The following is a 16,783-nucleotide window of genomic DNA, read 5'->3' on the forward strand; positions in this document are numbered from 1 at the left end:
CTACCCGCCGGTCATATGCTGGTCAGCCCTGTCTCAACTTCCGGTCTCAGGGAATGGCCGGCACCGGCCCGTCGGCCCGCGCCGTCCGCGCCCCGGAGCGCCGCACCTCGGCGATCACCGCCAGCACGGCCGCGCCCCCCAGCACCCCCGCGGCCGGCATCACCACCGGCAGCGGCGCGTACTCGGCGGCCACCCCGGCCAGCCCCATCGCCAGCCCCATGATCGTCATCCGGCCCGCCTGCATCACGGTCATCGCCTGCCCCAGCTGTTCCTCGGGGACCGCGGCGACGAACCACCGGTCCACGCCGAAGTTGTACGAGATGCCGGTGCCGGTCAGCACCAGCAGCACCAGGGCCCAGCCCAGCGACGGCCGGGCGGCGAACCCGAGCGAGGGCAGCACCGTGAACACCCCCATGGGGAAGGTCAGCCGGGTCCGGGCGCGCGGCCCCAGGAGCGTCCCCGCCAGGGTCTCGGCGACCACCGCCCCGACCGGCATTCCGCACATCAACAGCCCCTGCCCGGCCGGGCCCACCCCCAGCAGATCCCCGTACGGGACCAGCAGCGCCTCCGGGACGACCACCAGCGCCGGCGGCACCCAGGCGAGCAGCAGCAGCGCCCGGATCGGCCGGTCGGCCAGCAGTCGCCGGGTGCCGGCCCACGAGGCGCCCAGCAGGGCGCCACCACCGGCCCTCCCCGCCGTCACCCGGCCTCCGCGGGCCGGGCGGGCGGCGGTACCCCACCGCAGCAGCAGCGCCGAGGCGGTGAACGTCGCCGCGGTGATGCCGAGCACCGCGCCCGGTGTGACGGCGGCCAGCAGCAGTCCCCCGGCGGCGAACCCGGCCAACTGCGCGCCCTGGTTGACGATCCGGATCAGCGAGCGCCCCAGGACGAACGGCTCGCCCTCGCCGAGGATGTCGCCGAGCGTCCCGGCCCGGGTGCCGGCGAAAACCGGCGCGACCGCCGCGATCGCGCAGCGCAACCCGAGCAGGACGACCACCGGCGTCCCGGGCAGCACCATCGCCGCGGCGGCCAGCGCGCACACCGCGTCGCAGACGACCAGCACCCGCCGGGCCGGGTAGCGGTCGGCGACAGCCGACAGCAGGGTCCCGCCGAGGAGGTACGGCAGCAGGCCGAGCGCGAAGGTCAGCGCGCTGAGCAGCGGCGAGTCGGTGAGCCGGTAGACGAGGACGGAGAGCGCGATCTCGCAGACCACCACGCCCAGGGAGGAGAGCAGGTGGGCGGCGAAGACGAAGCGGAATTCGGGGACGGCGAAGACGGCGCGGTAACCCGTGCCGGTCGGCCCGGCGGCGTCCTGGGCGGGCGGGCCGCCCGGGCCGGAGGCGGGCGGACAGGCGGGAGCGGGGCCCGGTCGTGCGGGCCCGGAAGGCGTCGGCATGGAGTCAGGCTGCCGACGCCGCCGGACGGACCGTAGTGTTTCGGCTCCAGCCGAAAGTCGGTGAGGGGAGGGCCCGGCGATGCCGCTGGAGTTGCATTTCGGCGCGGACGACCTGCTGCGGATCCGGTTCGCGATCTCGCCGCTGTGCGAGACCCATGAGGCGCTGCGGACCCTGCGGCGCACCGACCGGCACGGCTACCACCTGCCGTGGCTGCGGCGGATGCGGGAGCGGGTGGCGGGGCTGGACCTGTCGCCGGTGTGGCTGTTCATGCCGTCGTCGCGGCCCGGTTACACCCCCGATTTCCTGGGCCGGCCGCCGGAGGTGCCGCTGGCCGACTTCGCCGCGGAGCTGGCGCGCCTACGGGCCACCGATCCGGCGCTGGCCCGCGCCGAGATGGCCAAGTCGCTGGCCTGTACGCCCGGGGCGGCACGGTCGCCGCGCGGCCGGGCGGCGCTGGCGGACCCGGCGCGGGCGGTGCAGGAGCTGGCGGACGTCACCGAACGGGCCTGGGAGGCCCTGGTGGCGCCCGACTGGCCCCGGCTGCGGACGCTGCTGGAGGCCGAGATCGCCTATCGCTCGCACCAGTTGGCGAGCGGTGGGCTGCGCCGCCTGTTCACCGATCTGCACCCGCGGCTGTCCTGGTCGGACGACGGCACGCTGACCGTCCGCACCCGTACGGACTTCGCGCAGATGCAGGACCTGGACGGGCGGGGGGTGCTGCTGCTGCCGAGCGTGTTCGTGTGGCCGGACGTGATCAGCGGTTTCGATCCGCCGTGGCAGCCGACGGTGCTCTACCCGGCGCGCGGCATCGGCGGGCTGTGGCAGGAGCCGGCCGGCGGCCCGGCGCTGGCGCGCCTGCTGGGCGCCAACCGGGCCGCGGTGCTGACCGCGCTGGACGCGCCGGCGACGACCTCGGCGCTGGCGCACCGGCTGGGGCTGGCCGTCTCCTCGGTCTCGGCGCATCTGTCCGTGCTGCGCGACGCCGGGCTGCTGACCTCGCGCCGGCACGGTCATCAGGTGCGCTACGAGCGGACGCCGCTGGGCATCGCCCTGATGGCCGGCGGCTGACGGCCGGGCCCGTCAGGAGCCCTGTTCGTCCCCGGCCAGATAGCGCTCGACGGTCTCCACCTTCGAGGTGAGGCCGTCGGTGACGCCCGCCCGGATGTCGGCCTTGAGCACCAGCGAGACCCGCCCGGCGCGCGCCTCGACGGCGGCCACCGCGCGCTTGACGACGTCCATCACCTCGTCCCACTCGCCCTCGACGGAGGTGAACATCGCGTCGGTGCGGTTGGGCAGGCCGGACTCGCGGACGACCCGGACGGCGTCGGCGACGTACTCGCCGACGTCCTCGCCGACGCCCAGCGGGCTCACGGAGAAGGCGACGATCATGCGTTGACCGTACCTTCCCGGCGGGCGCGGGCGGCGATCACACCGGCCTCCTCCTCGCGCTTGAGCACCTTGTCCGCGTACAGGCCGCCGAACGGCAGGACCGCGAGGACGAAGAGGAACGCGACCCGCTTGAAGGGCCACTTGGTGCGGTTCCAGGCGTCCAGGAGCAGCACCAGGAAGATGGTGAACAGGATGCCGTGCAGCAGGCCGAGGGGCATGACGAGCTTGTCGTAGCCCAGGAAGATCCGGAAGCCCGTGCCGAATATCAGCAGCGCCGGGAAGGAGAGCGCCTCCGGGATGGATGCCAGGCGCAGGCGGTGCAGGGCGGCGGCGGTCTTGATGTCCACGGGAACCTCGTTCGGGCGGAGGGGGAGGCGGGCGTCACACTGCTTGTGCAAGAGTTCACAAGCATCCGCCCCATTGTTACAGCCGCTCCGGCGATCACCGCGCCCGGGGCGGTCGGGCGCGCGCGGACCGCTGCCCGCGGGCGAGCGGGGCGCGGACGGGGTCGATCCGGGCGAGCTCGGGGAAAGGCCGGGGTCGACTCCGGGACAAAGGCCCTGTCCTGCCCGCCCTGCGCCCACTACCGTCTGCCCCGTGGCTCAGTTTCGGCTCCAAGGGAGCAAGGTGCTCGCCGTCGACCTCGCGGGCGACGCCGTCAAGGCGAAGAACGGCGCGATGGTCGCCTACGACGGCCGGATGACCTTCAAGAAGATGACCGGCGGCGGCGAGGGGCTGCGCGGCATGGTCACCCGGCGGCTGACGGGTGAGCAGATGACCGTGATGGAGGTGAAGGGCCAGGGGACCTGCTATTTCGCCGACCGCGCCAGCGAGATCAACCTGGTCCGCCTCCAGGGCGAGAAGCTGTTCGTGGAGGCCAGCAACCTGCTGTGCACCGAGGCGGCGCTGCACACCGGCACGACGTTCACCGGGCTGCGCGGCGCCTCGCAGGGCAACGGCCTGTTCACCACCACCGTGGAGGGCCACGGGCAGGCCGCGCTCACCTCCGACGGCCCGGCCGTGGTGCTGCGGGTCACCAAGCAGTACCCCCTCCAGGTCGACCCGGGCGCGTACATCGCGCACACCGGCCATCTGAAGCAGCACTTCCAGTCCGGGGTGAACTTCCGCACGTTCCTCGGCGAGGGCTCCGGCGAGGCGTTCCAGATCCGCTTCGAGGGCGAGGGGCTGGTCTATGTGCAGCCCAGCGAGCGCAACACCGTGGGAGGTGAGGTCTGATGCCGTTCACGGCCCTCAACTCCCGCATGGTGGAAGCCAGGATCGTCCCCGGGCAGCGGCTGTTCAGCCAGCGCGGCGCGATGCTCGCCTACCGCGGCGAGGTCACCTTCACCCCCAACATCCAGGGCGGTCAGGGCGGCCTCGGCTCCATGATCGGCCGCCGGATCGCCGGCGAGGCGACGCCCCTGATGACCGTCGAGGTCGCCCAAGGTCTGCACGGCCGGGGAGGCACCCCCACCGCCACGGTGATGTTCGGGTACGGCGGCCACCACGTCCAGGTCGTCGATCTGACCGGCGACACGCTCTATGTGGAGGCCGACCGCCTGCTGGCCTTCGACGGTTCGCTGTCCCAGGGCACGATGTTCATGGGCGCGCAGGGCGGGGTGATGGGCATGGTCCGCGGACAGGTCACCGGCCAGGGCCTGTTCACCACCACCCTGCAGGGCCACGGTTCGGTCGCGGTGATGGCCCACGGCGGCGTCATCGAGCTGCCGATCACCCCCGAGCGCCCGGTCCACGTCGACCCGCAGGCGTATGTCGCGCACCGCGGCGACGTCCGCAACCGCCTGTCCACCGCCATCGGTTGGCGCGAGATGATCGGCCGCGGCTCGGGCGAGGCGTTCCAACTGGAGCTGTCCGGCCGGGGCACCGTCTACGTACAGGCGTCGGAGGAGAAGCTGTGAACGGTCCCGTCGTCCACGACGTCCACTCGTTGCCCTCCGACGACAACGTCAATCCGTACGCCTTCAGCGTCGACCTCGACGGCCAGTGGTTCCTCCAGAAGGGGAAGATGATCGCCTACTACGGGCAGATCGACTTCCACGGCATCGGACACGGCCGCCTGGACCGCCTGATCGCCGGAAGTTTCCATTCGCCATTGCACGCAGCGGACTGGGTGGTCGCCGAGGGCCGGGGCAAGATGCTCCTCGCTGACCGGTCGTTCGACATCAATTCCTATGATCTGGATGAGGGCAACCTCACTATTCGCTCCGGCAACGTGCTCGCGTTTCAGCCATCTCTGTCGCTGAAGCAATCGATCATCCCGGGCTTCCTCACGCTCATCGGCACGGGCAAGTTCGTGGCCGCTTCCAACGGTCCCGTGGTGTTCGTCGAGCCCCCGATCCGGGTGGACCCGCAGGCCCTCGTCGGCTGGGCCGACTGCCCCTCCCCCTGCCACCACTACGACCATCAGTACCTGCGGGGATTCCTGGGCGGCCTGCGTGCCCACACCGGCATCGGCGGCGCCTCCGGCGAGGAGCACCAGTTCGAGTTCACCGGTGCCGGCACGGTTCTGCTGCAGTCCACGGAGCAGTTGATGCCGGAGCGGGCGACCGGTGCGCTGCCGGCGGAGGAGGGCGTGCCGGGCGGCGGCGCGCCGACTGTGGAAAGTGGCTCACAACTGCCGCAGTCGCCCGGCGGCCTCGGGGGGCTTCAGCGCCGCTTCGGGCTGTGAACGGTAGTCTGCGGACGGTGACCTCGAACGTCTGACCAACCGCGGGCCCCGGCCGACTTCCGCAATGTCACACGGACAACTAATTCACTATTCAACTTTCACGGGTAGAATTCATCCATGACGACCGACAGCGACACTCCCTGGCTGACCGACCAGGAGCAGCGTGCCTGGCGCACCCATCTGGACGTCAGCAGACTGCTGATGCACCAACTGGAGCGCGATCTCCAGCCGTTCGGCCTGACCAACAACGACTACGAGATCCTGGTCAACCTCTCCGAGGCCGAGGACCACCGGCTGCGGATGAGCGACCTGGCCGCCAGCACGCTGCAGTCCAAGAGCCGCCTCTCGCACCAGATCACCCGCATGGAGAACGCCGGCCTGGTGCGCCGCGAAAGCTGCGAGTCGGACCGTCGTGGACTCTACGCCGTCCTCACCGAAGAGGGCTGGGAGACGATGCGCCGGGTCGCCCCGCACCACGTCGCCTCGGTCCGCCGCCACTTCATCGACCTGTTCGCCGCCGAGGACCTGGAGTCCTTCCGCTCCTCCCTCGCCCCGGTGGCGGAGCACCTGCGCAAGCACCGCGGCAACCCCTGACGCCGACCACCGCGCCGCCACCGGGGCCGCAGGCGGGCCCCCGGCACCGCCAGGGCCCGGCGGCACGGGAGGCCACCGCGGCCCCGACGCCCGAGGCTCACGAAGCGCCCTAGGCCCCGTTCGTCAGCCCCTCCACCAGTTCGTCCGCCGCCCGATAGGGATCGGTGTCGCCGGCGACGATGCGCTCGGCCAGCGCGTCCAGGTGGCGGTCGCCGGACAGGTCGCCGATCCGGGAGCGCAGCGCGGTGACGGCGATCGTCTCGACCTCGCGGGCCGCCCGCGCCAGCCGTCGCCGCGCCAGCACGCCCCGCTCCTCCATCCAGGCCCGGTGCTTCTCCAGGGCCTCGACGACCTCGTCGATGCCCTCCCCGCGCGCCGCCACCGTCTTGACGATCGGGGGCCGCCAGTCGCCGGGCGCCCGGGACTCGCCCAGGCCCAGCATGTGGTTCAGCTCGCGCGCGGTGGCGTCGGCGCCGTCCCGGTCCGCCTTGTTGACGACGTAGACGTCGCCGATCTCCAGGATCCCGGCCTTGGCCGCCTGGATACCGTCGCCCATCCCGGGGGCCAGCAGCACCACGCTGGTGTCGGCCTGGGAGGCGATCTCGACCTCCGACTGGCCGACGCCCACGGTCTCCACCAGGATCACGTCGCAGCCGGCGGCGTCCAGCACCCGGATCGCCTGCGGGGCGGCCCAGGCCAGCCCGCCGAGATGGCCGCGGGTGGCCATCGAGCGGATGTAGACGCCGGGGTCGGAGGCGTGCTCGCTCATCCGGACCCGGTCGCCGAGCAGCGCGCCACCGGAGAACGGCGAGGACGGGTCGACGGCGAGCACGCCGACCCGTTTGCCGACCTTGCGGTAGGCGGTGACCAGCGCGGACGTCGTGGTGGACTTGCCGACGCCGGGCGACCCGGTGAGTCCGACCACGTACGCGCCGCCGGTCAGCGGCGCCAGTGTCGCCATCACCTCGCGCAGCTCCGGCGCCGCTCCCTCGACGAGGGAGATCAGCCGGGCCACCGCCCTCGGGCGGCCCTGCCGGGCCTGCTCCACCAGCTGGGGGACGTCCACCATCGCGCTCGGCTCCTTCGACCTCGACTCACTGGCTGGTACGCGCTGCTCCCGCGCCGCGCGCCGGCACCCGGCCGGCGCGCGGGCCCGTCACTTGCCCGGTACGCGGATGATCAGCGCATCGCCCTGGCCGCCGCCCCCGCACAGGGCCGCGGCACCGATGCCGCCGCCGCGCCGCCGCAGCTCCAGCGCGAGATGCAGCACGATACGGGCGCCGGACATGCCGATCGGGTGTCCCAGCGCGATGGCACCACCGTTGACATTCACCTTTTCCGGGGAGACCCCGAGGTCCTTCATTGACTGCACGGCGACCGCCGCGAACGCCTCGTTGATCTCGATCAGGTCAAGATCTTCGACGCCGAGGCCGTCCTTGGCGAGCGCGTGGTTGATGGCGTTGGACGGCTGCGACTGGAGGGAGTTGTCCGGGCCGGCGACGTTGCCGTGCGCGCCGATCTCGGCGATCCACTCCAGGCCCAGCTCCTCGGCCTTGGCCTTGCTCATGACGACCACGGCGGCGGCGCCGTCGGAGATCTGCGAGGACGTGCCCGCGGTGATCGTGCCGTCCTTGGCGAAGGCCGGCCGCAGCTTGCCGAGGCTCTCCGCGGTGGTCTCGGCGCGGATGCCCTCGTCCTTGCTGAAGAGCACCGGCTCGCCCTTGCGCTGCGGGATCTCCACGGGGGTGATCTCCGCCTCGAACAGGCCGTTCTTCTGGGCGGCCGCGGCCCGCTGGTGGGAGCGCGCGGCGATCTCGTCCTGCTCGGCGCGGCCGATGCCCAGACGGGTGTTGTGCTTCTCGGTCGACTCGCCCATCGCGATGCCCTCGAAGGCGTCGGTCAGGCCGTCGTGCGCCATCGCGTCGAGCATCTCCACCGCGCCGTACTTGAAGCCCTCGCGGGACTTCGGCAGCAGGTGCGGGGCGTTGGTCATGGACTCCTGGCCGCCGGCGACGACGACGTCGAACTCGCCCGCGCGGATGAGCTGGTCGGCCAGGGCGATGGCGTCCAGGCCGGAGAGGCAGACCTTGTTGACGGTCAGCGCGGGGACGTTCATCGGGATGCCGGCCTTGACCGCGGCCTGGCGCGCCGGGATCTGCCCGGCCCCGGCCTGCAGGACCTGGCCCATGATCACGTACTGCACCTGGTCGCCGCCGATACCCGCGCGGTCCAGCGCCGCCTTGATGGCCACCCCGCCCAGGTCGGCCCCGGAGAAGGTGCGCAGTGAGCCGAGGAGCCGGCCCATGGGCGTGCGGGCGCCGGCCACGATGACCGAGGTGGTGCCGTTCGTTGCAGACATACGATGCGGCCTTCCTTTGCAGGGAAGTTAACGAGGGTTCCCGTCAATGTACTGAGGGGTAGTCGCCGGGTCACCGGCAAGCGGGTGTGATCGCGCGCACGTTGCGTAACCAGCCGTGCGGGCGGTGCACTGGAGCCATGCTGACGCGAATCGACCACATCGGGATCGCCTGTTTCGACCTCGACAAGACCGTCGAGTTCTACCGTGCCACGTATGGCTTCGAGGTGTTCCACACCGAGGTCAACGAGGAGCAGGGGGTCCGCGAGGCCATGCTCAAGATCAACGAGACGTCGGACGGCGGCGCCTCGTACCTGCAGCTGCTGGAGCCGACCCGGGAGGACTCCGCGGTGGGCAAGTGGCTGGCCAAGAACGGCGAGGGCGTGCACCACATCGCCTTCGGCACGGCCGACGTCGACGAGGACTCCGAGGCCATCCGGGGCAAGGGCGTCCGGGTGCTCTACGACCAACCGCGACGGGGTTCGATGGGGTCGCGGATCACCTTCCTGCACCCCAAGGACTGCCACGGTGTGCTGACCGAACTCGTCACCGCCGCGCCCCCGGACGCGACTGACCACTGACCTTCCGCTTCCCCGGCCGGTAGAGTGCACCTTCGGTCGGGGTACGGGAATGGGGCTCGGTCCATACTCTGCCGATGATCTGACACCATTTCTTCGGAAGGGTCAGCTCCGAAGGGCGCGAGTTCGGTACGCGGTGACGTGTACGGAACCCGCGCTGCAGCGCCGGAGCCGGCCGCCGCCATGACCAGGGGACGGATGGGACCGCGCAGTGCGGGGCAACGAGCGCCAGGAGCGTCAGTGGGCTGAGGTCGACCACCTCTCGCAGTTCGAAGCCGAGATGGAGCGGCTGAAGACCGAGCGGGACAAGGCCGTCCAGCACGCCGACGACCTCGGGTACCAGGTCGAGGTGCTGCGCGCCAAGCTCCACGAGGCGCGCCGCAACCTCGCGTCCCGGCCTGCCTACGACAACCTCAGCCACCAGGCCGAACAGCTGCTGCGCAACGCGCAGATCCAGGCCGACCAGCTGCGTTCGGACGCCGAGCGGGAGGTGCGCGAGGCACGCGCGCAGACCCAACGGCTGCTCCAGGAGTCGGCCGAGCGGCAGGCCCGGATGGAGGCCGAGCTGCACGCCGAGGCGGTCAGCCGTCGGCAGCGGCTCGACGAGGAACTCAACGAGCGCCGGCAGACCGTCGAGTCGCACGTCAACGAGAACGTCGCGTGGGCGGAACAGCTGCGGGCCCGTACGGAGTCCCAGGCCCGTCGGCTGATGGAGGAGTCCCGGGCGGAGGCCGAGCAGGCGCTGACGGCGGCGCGCGCCGAGGCGCAGCGGCTGGCCGACCGGGCCCGGGAGCGGCTGGGCACCGCCGCGGAAGAGGCCCGCGCCGAAGCGGAATCCATCCTGCGCCGGGCGCGGACGGACGCCGAGCGACTGCTGAACGCGGCGTCGAGCCAGGCCCAGGAGGCCACCGACCAGGCGGAGCAGCTGCGTTCGACCGCCGGTGCGGAGTCGGACGAAGCACGCCGGCAGGCGACCGAGTTGACGCGGTCCGCCGAGGCGCGGGTGCAGGAGGCCGATACGGCGCTGCGCGAGGCGCGCGCCGAGGCGGAGAAGCTCGTCGAGGAGGCGCAGCAGTCGGCCGCGAAGCGGCTGTCGGCGGCCGAGACGGAGAACGAGCAGCGCACCCGTACGGCCAAGGCGGAGGTGGCCCGACTGGTCGCGGAGGCGACCAAGGAGGCCGAGGCGCTGCGGGCCGAGGCCGAGGCGCTGAGGGCGGACGCCCGGGGCGAGTCGGAGCGACTGCTGTCCGAGGCGCAGGAGTCGGCGCGGTCGCGGGCCGCCGAGGACTCCGCCGCGCAGCTGGCGAAGGCCGCGCGGGCCGCCGAGGAGATCCTGACCAAGGCGTCCGAGGACGCCAAGGCCACCACGAAGGCCGCCGTCGAGGAGGCCGAGCGGCTGCGCCACGAGGCCGAGGCGGAGGCCGACCGGCTGCGCGAGCAGGCGCACGACACCGCCGAGCAGCTCAAGGGCGCGGCGAAGAACGACACCAAGGAGTACCGCGCCAAGACCGCCGAACTCCAGGAGGAGGCACGGCGGCTGCGCGGCGAGGCCGAGCAGCTGCGGGCGGACGCGGTCGCCGAGGGCGAGCGGATCCGCGGTGAGGCGCGCCGGGAGGCGGTCCAGCAGATCGAGGAGGCGGCCGGGACCGCCGAGGACCTGTTGGCGAAGGCCAAGTCCGATGCCGAGGAGACCCGTTCGGGTGCGGTCGCGGACAGCGAGCGGGTGCGGACCGAGGCCATCGAGCGGGCGGCCGCGCTGCGACGGCAGGCCGAGGAGGCGCTGGAGCGGGCCCGTAACGAGGCCGAGCAGCTGCTGTTGGAGGGCACCCAGGCCGCCGAGGAGCTGACGGGCGAGGCGGAGAAGAGCGCGGCGAAGCTGCGCGCGGAGGCCGAGGAGGCCGCCGAGGAGCGCCGGGCCGAGGCCCAGGCGGAGCGGGACCGGCTGCGCGGCGAGGCCGAGGAGAAGCTGGCGGCGGCCGAGGAGTCGCTGCGGGAGGCGCGTGCGGAGGCCGAGCAGCTGCGTCGGGAGACGCAGGAGGAGGCCGCGCGGCTCAAGGCGGAGGCCGCGGAGCGGCGTCGGTCGTTGCAGCAGCAGGCCGAGGACGAGGCCGAGCGGCTGCGGTCGGAGGCGGCCGGGGACGCTTCGGCGGCCCGGTCGGAGGCCGAGGCGGCGGCGGCGCGGCTGCGCAGCGAGGCGGCGGCCGAGGCCGAGCGGCTCAAGGCGGAGGCGCAGGAGACCGCGGACCGGGTGCGTGCGGAGGCGGCGGCCGCCGCGGAGCGTACGGGCACGGAGGCCGCGGAGGCGCTCGCCGAGGCGCAGGAGGAGGCCGCGCGGCGGCGCCGGGAGGCCGAGCAGCTGCTCGGCGAGGCGCGCGAGGAGGCTCATCAGGAGCGGACGGCCGCGCGGGAGCAGAGCGAGGAGTTGCTGGCGTCGGCCCGTACGCGGGTCAGTGAGGCGCAGGCGGAGGCCGAGCGGCTGGTCGAGGAGGCGGACCGGCGCGCGGCGGAGCTGGTGGCGACGGCCGAGCAGACCGCGCAGCAGGTGCGGGACGCGGTCTCGGGGCTGCGCGAGCAGGCCAACGAGGAGATCGCCGGGCTGCGTTCGGCGGCCGAGCACGCCGCGGAGCGGACGAAGTCCGAGGCGCAGGAGGAGGCGGACCGGGTCCGCGCGGACGCCTACGCGGAGCGGGAGCGGGCGTCGGAGGACGCCGCGCGGGTCCGGCGCGAGGCGCAGGAGGCGACGGAGGCCGCCAAGTCCCTTGCCGAGCGCACGGTTTCGGAGGCCATCGAGGAGGGCGAGCGGCTGCGGTCGGAGGCGGCCGAGGTCCTCGACGAGGCACGCCGGGACGCCAACACGGCACGCACCGAGGCCGCCGAACAGGCCGACCGCCTGCTCACCGAGGCCACCACCGAGGCCGAAAAGCTCGTCACGGACGCCACCGCCAAGGCCGAGGAGCTGCGGGCGGAGGCGGCCGAGGTCCTCGACGAGGCACGTCGGAACGCCAACACGGCACGCACCGAGGCCGCCGAACAGGCCGACCGCCTGCTCACCGAGGCCACCACCGAGGCCGAAAAGCTCGTCACGGACGCCACCGCCAAGGCGGAGAAGCTGGTCGGGGACGCCACGGCGAAGGCGCAGCAGCTGCGCACCGACGCGTCGGACGCGCTGGCGTCGGCGGAGCAGGACGCGGCGCGGGCCCGGGCCGAGGCGCGGGACGACGCGAACCGGATGCGGTCCGAGGCGGCGGAGCAGACCGATCGGCTGCTGACCGAGGCGCGCGCGGAGGCCGAACGGATCGTCACCGAGGCGACCGAGTTGACGTCTTCGGCGCAGGACGACGCGGACCGCACGGTCCGGGAGGGCCAGGAGGCCGCCGACCGGCTGCGCGCGGAGGGCGAGCAGCAGGCGCAGCGGCTGGTGGCGGACGCCACCGAGGCGGCGGAGCGGCTGCGGGCCGAGGCGGCCGAGGTGCTGGAGGGTGCCCGGGCGGACGCCGAGCGGACCGCCGACGAGGCGCGTTCGGCGGCCAACAAGACGCGGGGCGACGCCGCGACGCAGGCCGACGAGCTGGTGGCGGAGGCGGCCGGCGAGGCGGAGCGGCTGCGCTCGGAGGCGGCGGAGCGTTCCGCGGAGGCCGAGCGGGAGGCGGACCGTACCCGGGCCGATGCCCGTGAGCAGGCGGACCGGATGATCGCGACGGCGACCGCGGATGCGGACCGGCTGCGCGCGGAGGCGGCGGAGACCGTCACCGCGGCGCAGGAGCACGCCAGCCGGACGCGCGCGGAGTCCGCGAAGATCCGCGAGGAGGCCGAGGAGGCCGCCGACCTCACCCGTACGGAGGCGCTGGAGGAGTCGGACCAGCTGCTGGACGAGGCCCGCAAGGACGCCGCCAAGCGTCGCGGCGACGCGGCGGAGCAGGCCGACCAGCTGATCGCCAAGGCGCAGGAGGAGGCGCTGAAGACGGCGACCGGCGCGGAGGAGCAGGCCGACACGATGGTCGGGGCGGCGCGCAAGGAGGCCGAGCGGATCGTCCGGGAGGCCACGGCCGACGGCAATGCGCGGGTGGAGAAGGCCCGTACGGACGCGGACACGCTGCTCGGTGAGGCGCGTCGGGACGCGACGGCCATAAGGGAGCGCACGGAGGAGCTGCGGGTCCGGGTCGAGTCCGAGGTCGAGGAGCTGCACGAGCGGGCCCGTCGGGAGTCGGCGGAGGCGATGAAGAGCGCCGGCGAGCGGGTCGACAAGCTGATCGCGCAGGCCACCGCGCAGCAGGTGGAGGCCGAGGAGAAGGCCGACAAGCTGATGGCGGACGCCAACAGCGAGGCGAGCAAGGTCCGGATCGCCGCGGTGAAGAAGGCCGAGGGCCTGATCAAGGAGGCCGAGAACAAGAAGTCCGCCGCGGTGCGCGACGCGGAGAAGATGCGGGCCGAGGCGAAGGAGGAGGCCGCCCGGATCGTCGCGGAGGGCAAGCACGAGCTGGAGGTGCTGGTCCGTCGCCGGGAGGACATCAACACCGAAATCTCCCGCGTCCAGGACGTGCTGGAGGCGCTGGAGTCGTTCGAGGTGCCCACACAGGGCGGGGACGGCAAGGGGGGCGGGGCGGTGAAGGCCGCCGCGGGGGCCGGGACAACTCGTTCGAGTGGCAAGCCGTCTGAAGGGTAGCCACTCAAATGAGGGGTCATTCTCCACTTCAAACGCGCAATGACTCGATGACACGCCGTTAAGACCCCTAGGATTCTCCTTATCACCTCACCGGTCTCTTTCGACAGGAACCCCATGAGCGACACTTCCTCCCCCTTCGGCTTCGAGCTCGTGCGGCGTGGGTACGACCGCGGTCAGGTGGATGACCGCATTACGAAACTCGTCGCGGACCGCGACAGCGCGCTGGCCCGTATCACCTCGCTGGAGAAGCGCATCGAGGAGCTGCACCTCGAGACGCAGAACGCCCAGGCTCAGGTCACCGACGCCGAACCTTCCTACGCGGGTCTCGGGGCGCGCGTGGAGAAGATCCTCCGCCTCGCGGAGGAGGAGGCCAAGGAGCTGCGCGAGGAGGCCCGGCGGGCCGCCGAGCAGCACCGCGAGCTGGCCGAGTCCGCCGCCCAGCAGGTGCGCAACGACGCCGAGTCCTTCGCGGTCGAGCGCAAGGCCAAGGCCGAGGACGAGGGTGCCCGGATCGTCGAGAAGGCCAAGGGCGAGGCGGCCACCCTGCGTGCCGAGGCGCAGAAGGACGCCCAGTCCAAGCGGGAGGAGGCGGACGCCCTCTTCGAGGAGACCCGCGCCAAGGCGGCGCAGGCCGCAGCGGACTTCGAGACCAACCTCGCCAAGCGCCGCGAGCAGTCCGAGCGCGACCTGGCCTCGCGTCAGGCCAAGGCGGAGAAGCGACTGGCGGAGATCGAGCACCGCGCCGAGCAGCTGCGCCTGGAGGCGGAGAAGCTGCGGACGGACGCGGAGCGCCGGGCCCGCCAGACGGTGGAGACCGCGCAGCGCCAGGCCGAGGACATCGTGGCGGACGCCAACGCCAAGGCCGACCGGATCCGCAGCGAATCCGAGCGCGAGCTGGCGGCGCTCACCAACCGCCGCGACTCGATCAACGCGCAGCTGACCAACGTCCGCGAGATGCTGGCGACGCTGACCGGTGCGGCGGTGGCCGCCGCCGGCGTGCCCGGCGACGAGGAGTCCGTCACCCGGGGCGTGCCCGCGCAGCAGACCCGCTGAGGCCGACGCGCCGGGAGGGTTCCTCCCGTGGTCCGTTGGTGCCCCCGTGCCGCCTGTGTGGTGGTGCGGGGGCACGGTCGTACCCGGGGGTGGGGCGGTGGTCCTCCGGGCGGCGCGCCCCGGTGGCGGGGGCCTCGGGGCGCCCCTAGCGTGCTGTACATGATCGAGCTCAGAGGGCTGACGAAGCACTACGGGGACACGGTCGCGGTGGACCATCTGACGTTCACCGTGCGGCCGGGGATCGTCACCGGCTTCCTCGGCCCCAATGGTGCGGGGAAGTCCACCACCATGCGGATGATGCTCGGTCTGGACAATCCGACGGCCGGCACGGTCCGGATCGACGGCAAGCGCTACCGGCAGCTGAAGAACCCGCTGACGTATGTGGGAGCGCTGCTGGACGCCAAGGCGATGCACGGCGGTCGCAGCGCCGCCAACCATCTGCTGTGTCTGGCGCAGAGCAACGGCATCCCGCGGGCCCGGGTCGCCGAGGTGCTGGACCTCGTCGGGTTGGCGTCGGTGGCGGGGAAGCGGTCGAAGGGCTTCTCGCTGGGGATGGGTCAGCGGTTGGGCATCGCGGCGGCGCTGCTGGGCAATCCGCGGGTGCTGCTCTTCGACGAGCCGGTCAACGGCCTGGACCCCGAGGGCATCCACTGGATACGCAATCTGATGAAGAACCTCGCGGCCCAGGGGCGGACGGTCTTCGTCTCGTCCCATCTGATGAGCGAGATGGCGCTGACCGCGGAGCACCTGGTGGTGATCGGGCAGGGCCGGCTGTTGGCGGACACGTCGATGGCGGAGTTCATCGAGCAGAACTCCCGGTCGTATGTGCGGGTGCGCTCCCCGGAGCGGGAGCGGCTGCTGACCATGCTGTACCGGGAGGGGATGCGGGTGTACGCCGGTGAGGCCGGTGCGCTGGAGGTCGACGGGGTGCCGGCGGAGCGGCTGGGCGAACTGGCCGCCGCCGAACGGCTGGTACTGCACGAGTTGAGTCCTCAGCAGGCGTCGTTGGAAGAGGCGTTCATGCAGTTGACGGCCGGTGTCGTGGAGTACCACGCGCGCAACGGCGGCGGGCCGCCGCCGGCGGTGCAGGGCGGCGGGGGGCCGGTGCGGTCGGCGGTCCCCCAGGGTGCGATGTCGCGCGGGCCGGCGCCGGACGGTTGGGGCACGGATCGGCAGTGGCAGAGGAAGAGGAGCTGACGGATGGCGGTCGTCGGGCAGGTCCTGCGGTCGGAGTGGACGAAGATCCGGTCGGTGCGGTCGACGGTGTGGACGCTGGGCACCGCGGCGGTGGTGACCCTCGTGACGGGCGTGCTGATCTGCACGCTGGTCCGGAAGGACTTCGACTCGATGCCGGAACAGCGGCAGCTCTCCTTCGACGCCACCAACATCAGCTTCGCGGGGATGGGCCTGGGCCAGCTGGCGATGATCGTCTTCGGGGTGCTGGTGGTCTCGAACGAGTACAGCACCGGGATGATCCGTTCGTCGCTGGCGGCGGTGCCGCAGCGCGGGGTGTTCCTCTTCTGCAAGCTGGCGGTGGCGACCGCGCTGGTCTTCGTGGTCGGTCTGGCGACCAGCTTCGCGACGTTCTTCGCGGGGCAGACGGCGCTGGGCGAGCACCGGGCACACCTCGGCGATCCGGGGGTGCTGCGGGCGGTGATCGGCGGCGGGCTGTACATGGCGATGATGGCGCTGTTCTCGATGGCGGTGGCGACGATGCTGCGCAGCCCGATGCTGTCGCTGGGCATCCTGATGCCGTTCTTCTTCCTGGTGTCCAGCATCCTGGGCAACGTCTCGGCGACGCAGAAGGTCGGCCGCTATCTCCCGGACCAGGCCGGTTCGCGGATCATGCAGGTGGTCACGCCGGTCAACGACGCGACGCCGTACGGGCCGTGGGGCGGTTTCGCGATCATGGTGGGGTGGACGGTGGCGGCGCTGGTCGTCGGCTATGTGCTGTTGAACCGGCGGGACGCCTGAGCGCAGGGGCCGCTCCGCCGGCGCCCGCTGCTCCGTTTTGGCGGGAACCGTCAACGTCCCGATAGCCTCATAACCCTCACGGGGGCACGA

15 protein-coding genes are annotated in these 16,783 nt (G+C 72.6%); 10 read left to right on the forward strand and 5 right to left on the reverse strand.

Annotated elements, in window-relative coordinates; genetic code table 11:
- Window positions 1–46 precede the first annotated feature (46 nt).
- Complete coding sequence (locus MOV08_RS14430; protein ID WP_275307693.1) at window positions 47–1,396, reverse strand: MFS transporter; 1,350 nt, start codon at window positions 1,394–1,396, stop codon at window positions 47–49.
- A gap of 79 nt (window positions 1,397–1,475) precedes the next feature.
- Between MOV08_RS14430 and MOV08_RS14435 the strand changes: the two genes are divergently transcribed.
- Window positions 1,476–2,465: an ArsR/SmtB family transcription factor gene (locus tag MOV08_RS14435; protein WP_275307694.1), complete on the forward strand. Its 990-nt coding sequence runs from the start codon at window positions 1,476–1,478 to the stop codon at window positions 2,463–2,465.
- 12 nt (window positions 2,466–2,477) lie between these two features.
- Here the strand turns inward: MOV08_RS14435 and MOV08_RS14440 are convergent, their stop codons facing one another.
- Entirely contained in the window at window positions 2,478–2,786 is a 309-nt protein-coding gene (locus MOV08_RS14440; protein ID WP_039632713.1) for an MTH1187 family thiamine-binding protein, read from the reverse strand.
- Window positions 2,783–3,133 (reverse strand): DUF3817 domain-containing protein, encoded by a 351-nt coding sequence (locus MOV08_RS14445; RefSeq protein ID WP_039632715.1) that lies wholly within the window; start codon window positions 3,131–3,133, stop codon window positions 2,783–2,785. Before MOV08_RS14445 ends, MOV08_RS14440 begins: the two co-directional genes overlap by 4 nt.
- 250 nt (window positions 3,134–3,383) lie before the next feature.
- Between MOV08_RS14445 and MOV08_RS14450 the strand changes: the two genes are divergently transcribed.
- From MOV08_RS14450 to MOV08_RS14465, 4 genes are all read left to right on the forward strand, one after another.
- A complete protein-coding gene (locus MOV08_RS14450) occupies window positions 3,384–4,022 on the forward strand; it encodes an AIM24 family protein (protein WP_039632717.1) in 639 nt (212 codons plus the stop codon).
- Window positions 4,022–4,705: an AIM24 family protein gene (locus MOV08_RS14455; RefSeq protein ID WP_275307695.1), complete on the forward strand. Its 684-nt coding sequence runs from the start codon at window positions 4,022–4,024 to the stop codon at window positions 4,703–4,705. Before MOV08_RS14450 ends, MOV08_RS14455 begins: the two co-directional genes overlap by 1 nt.
- Window positions 4,702–5,475, forward strand: coding sequence for an AIM24 family protein (locus tag MOV08_RS14460; RefSeq protein WP_039632721.1), 774 nt, complete (start codon window positions 4,702–4,704; stop codon window positions 5,473–5,475). Before MOV08_RS14455 ends, MOV08_RS14460 begins: the two co-directional genes overlap by 4 nt.
- Window positions 5,476–5,592: 117 nt before the next feature.
- Window positions 5,593–6,069, forward strand: a complete 477-nt coding sequence (locus tag MOV08_RS14465) for a MarR family winged helix-turn-helix transcriptional regulator (RefSeq protein ID WP_039632723.1) — start codon at window positions 5,593–5,595, stop codon at window positions 6,067–6,069.
- A 109-nt stretch (window positions 6,070–6,178) separates the two neighbouring features.
- On the opposite strand, the gene meaB is transcribed toward MOV08_RS14465, so the two are convergent.
- Together meaB and MOV08_RS14475 are read right to left on the reverse strand one after the other, a co-directional pair.
- A complete protein-coding gene (gene meaB, locus MOV08_RS14470) occupies window positions 6,179–7,138 on the reverse strand; it encodes a methylmalonyl Co-A mutase-associated GTPase MeaB (RefSeq protein ID WP_039632725.1) in 960 nt (319 codons plus the stop codon).
- Between the two features lie 87 nt (window positions 7,139–7,225).
- Complete coding sequence (locus MOV08_RS14475; RefSeq protein WP_039632730.1) at window positions 7,226–8,428, reverse strand: acetyl-CoA C-acetyltransferase; 1,203 nt, start codon at window positions 8,426–8,428, stop codon at window positions 7,226–7,228.
- A gap of 137 nt (window positions 8,429–8,565) precedes the next feature.
- Here MOV08_RS14475 and mce point away from each other — a divergent pair, with 137 nt between their 5' ends.
- From mce to MOV08_RS14500, 5 genes are all read left to right on the forward strand, one after another.
- Window positions 8,566–9,006 (forward strand): methylmalonyl-CoA epimerase, encoded by a 441-nt coding sequence (mce, locus tag MOV08_RS14480; RefSeq protein ID WP_275307696.1) that lies wholly within the window; start codon window positions 8,566–8,568, stop codon window positions 9,004–9,006.
- A 208-nt stretch (window positions 9,007–9,214) separates the two neighbouring features.
- Window positions 9,215–13,666, forward strand: coding sequence for a polarized growth protein Scy (gene scy, locus MOV08_RS14485; protein ID WP_275307697.1), 4,452 nt, complete (start codon window positions 9,215–9,217; stop codon window positions 13,664–13,666).
- A 114-nt stretch (window positions 13,667–13,780) separates the two neighbouring features.
- Window positions 13,781–14,719 carry a coiled-coil domain-containing protein gene (locus tag MOV08_RS14490; RefSeq protein WP_039632736.1) on the forward strand — a complete coding sequence of 313 codons (939 nt, stop codon included), beginning with the start codon at window positions 13,781–13,783 and terminating at the stop codon, window positions 14,717–14,719.
- A 159-nt stretch (window positions 14,720–14,878) separates the two neighbouring features.
- A complete protein-coding gene (locus tag MOV08_RS14495) occupies window positions 14,879–15,916 on the forward strand; it encodes an ABC transporter ATP-binding protein (protein WP_275307698.1) in 1,038 nt (345 codons plus the stop codon).
- Window positions 15,917–15,919: 3 nt separating this feature from the next.
- On the forward strand, window positions 15,920–16,693 hold the full coding sequence (locus MOV08_RS14500; protein ID WP_039632740.1) for an ABC transporter permease: 774 nt from the start codon (window positions 15,920–15,922) through the stop codon (window positions 16,691–16,693).
- Window positions 16,694–16,783: the final 90 nt, after the last annotated feature.

The sequence above is a fragment of the Streptomyces yunnanensis genome (genome assembly GCF_029011865.1).
GTDB lineage: Bacteria > Actinomycetota > Actinomycetes > Streptomycetales > Streptomycetaceae > Streptomyces > Streptomyces yunnanensis.